At 30.5% G+C, this 2,387-nt stretch carries 2 protein-coding genes; one reads left to right on the plus strand and one right to left on the minus strand.

Annotated features, from left to right (window positions below):
• Positions 1-188: 188 nt before the first annotated feature.
• Positions 189-581 carry a carbonic anhydrase gene (locus GC105_RS16540; RefSeq protein WP_152807033.1) on the plus strand — a complete coding sequence of 131 codons (393 nt, stop codon included), beginning with the start codon at positions 189-191 and terminating at the stop codon, positions 579-581.
• 135 nt (positions 582-716) lie between these two features.
• On the opposite strand, the gene gltX is transcribed toward GC105_RS16540, so the two are convergent.
• Positions 717-2,183, minus strand: a complete 1,467-nt coding sequence (gltX, locus tag GC105_RS16545; protein ID WP_152807035.1) for a glutamate--tRNA ligase — start codon at positions 2,181-2,183, stop codon at positions 717-719.
• Positions 2,184-2,387 lie beyond the last annotated feature (204 nt).

Here is a 2,387-nt window from a genome sequence, read left to right on the forward strand (position 1 = left end):
TGTTTTAAAAACACTCTATATAGTTAGCTACTTTGATATGTTTTTTTAATAAGGGTTCGTTGAACCCTTCGATTGCCAAGATAATATATTATACTTATATCTTGTATTTATTCAATTCAACATATAAAATAACAATATCATAATATAACATAAGATTGAAGACAGTAAAAAAAATATGGAGGTAATCTATGGGACAAGACATATTCGTGACGACAATTAATTGTATGGATGGCAGAATACAAGTCCCTGTACTGAAATACATGTCAGAAACCTACAATGCAAATTTTGTTGACAATATTACTGAGACAGGACCAAATGGTATTTTAGCTGCAAATCAAAATAATCCTTTATTACATAATCTTAAAAGAAGATTACACATATCTGTTAACCTGCATGGTTCTAGGGTTATATCTATCGTAGGACATCACGATTGTGCCGGTAATACAGTTGACTACCCTACGCAAATTGAACACATTAAAATGTCCATTAAAACCCTTAAATCTTGGAATCTGAATGTAGATGAAATTATAGGTCTGTGGGTAAATGAAAATTGGCAAATCAGCTTAATTTCTATAGAATAGGCTTCTTTGTTCTTAGCTTTATGGAAATATTATTATTATACTATACAGATAATTTATTTGGTCAAAGTCTCCATATACTCATATAAAAATAAGACAATCTGATTTTAATTAGATTGTCTTATTTTCAGTAAGTATTTAATTTAAAATCAAACTATTAATTCTCTTTAAAAGTATCTCTTTTCCTAATATAGACATAATCATCATTAAATCCGAACCATGAGTTTCCCCAGTAGTAATTACTCGTACAGGCATATAAAGATTCTTCCCCTTTATACCATGCTCTTTTTGAATAATCTTGAATATCTTTTTTATATTTTCAGGTGTAACAGTATCTAATCGTTCAATTTCACTAGTTAATACTTTTACAAGTTCAGGTACTGATTCACCTTTTAGAATTTCTTTCATTTCATCGTCAAAATTAATTTCTTCTTTAAACAAATCGTTAACTAAAGGTACTATATCGGATAAAGAATTAAGTTTTTCCTTAAACGTTTCTACAATCATTTGGATGTAATCAGGTTTTTCTTGAAAATCAGTCTCTAATATAATATCTGTATCCAATAAATAAGGAGTAATCAATTCGACTAATTTTTTGTTTTCCATGCTTTTAATGTAAATACTATTCATCCAATTCAATTTATTCCTATCAAATACTGCTCCTGATTTATTAATTCTAGTTAAATCGAATTTTTGTATTAACTCCTCCATAGTAAAAACTTCTTCTTCACTATCTGGGCTCCAACCTAGTAATGCTATATAATTAATTAGTGCTTCAGGCAAGTAACCTTTTTTCAAGAAATCTTCTACTGCGACGTCTCCCTGTCTTTTGCTAAGTTTCTTTTTGTCATCGTTTAATATATTAGGAAGGTGCACGTACTTAGGTTCTTCCCATTTGAATGCTTTATATAGAGCAACATGTTTTGGCGTTGAAGGAAGCCATTCTTCCCCTCTAATAATATGGGTAATACCCATTAAATGATCATCCACAACTACTGCAAAATGGTAAGTTGGGAAACCATCAGTTTTGATTAAGACTTGATCGTCTAAATCATTAGTATTAAATACTATAGATCCACGAACCATATCTTCAAAGGAGATGATTGTATCCACAGGCAACTTCAACCTTATAACATAAGGATCACCGCTTTTGATTTTTTCTTCTACTTCTGTCTTACTTAATTGTCGACATTTACCGTCATATTTAGGAGTTTCTCCCTTGGCTTTCTGCTGATCACGTACCTCTGCTAGTCTATCCTGAGAGCAAAAACAAGTATATGCCCAATCCTTTTCTATTAATTTCTCAATGTATTCATTATAAATATTAAGTCGTTTCGATTGAGTATAAGGTCCAAAGCTACCAATCTCCTCAATATCATTACCTTTAATAAAAGGGCCTTCTTCATGTACAATCCCTGTCTTTACTAAACAGTTAATTAAATTTTCTATTGAACCTTCTACATATCTTGTTTGATCTGTATCTTCAATTCTTAGTACATAAGAACCATTCATTTTCTTTGCATATAAAAAGTTGTATAGCGCTGTCCTAAGCGAACCAATATGCACATATCCTGTTGGGCTTGGAGCAAATCTTACTCTTACCATTTTTATAACACCTCATATTTCATAAAATTATCTCTACAATTATATCAAAGATACCCTAACTTGCCTAGAGTTCTCACGGCAATCACATGAAAAGTTATTTAAAGCACGCTTTTCAGTTTTGTTTTTATCATTTTAAGGGTTCAGAGAACCCTTTTTTAAAAAAACATATCAAAGTAGCTAACTTTATAGAGTATTTTTAAAACT

The organism is Alkalibaculum sporogenes (assembly GCF_009362815.1).
GTDB classification, from domain to species: domain Bacteria; phylum Bacillota; class Clostridia; order Eubacteriales; family Alkalibacteraceae; genus Alkalibaculum_A; species Alkalibaculum_A sporogenes.

Excerpts from the sequence above, each read along its gene's own strand:
- GC105_RS16540 (WP_152807033.1), top strand. The coding sequence starts at position 189 with ATGGGACAAGACATATTCGTGACGACAATTAATTGTATGGATGGCAGA.
- gltX (WP_152807035.1), bottom strand. The coding sequence starts at position 2,183 with ATGGTAAGAGTAAGATTTGCTCCAAGCCCAACAGGATATGTGCATATT.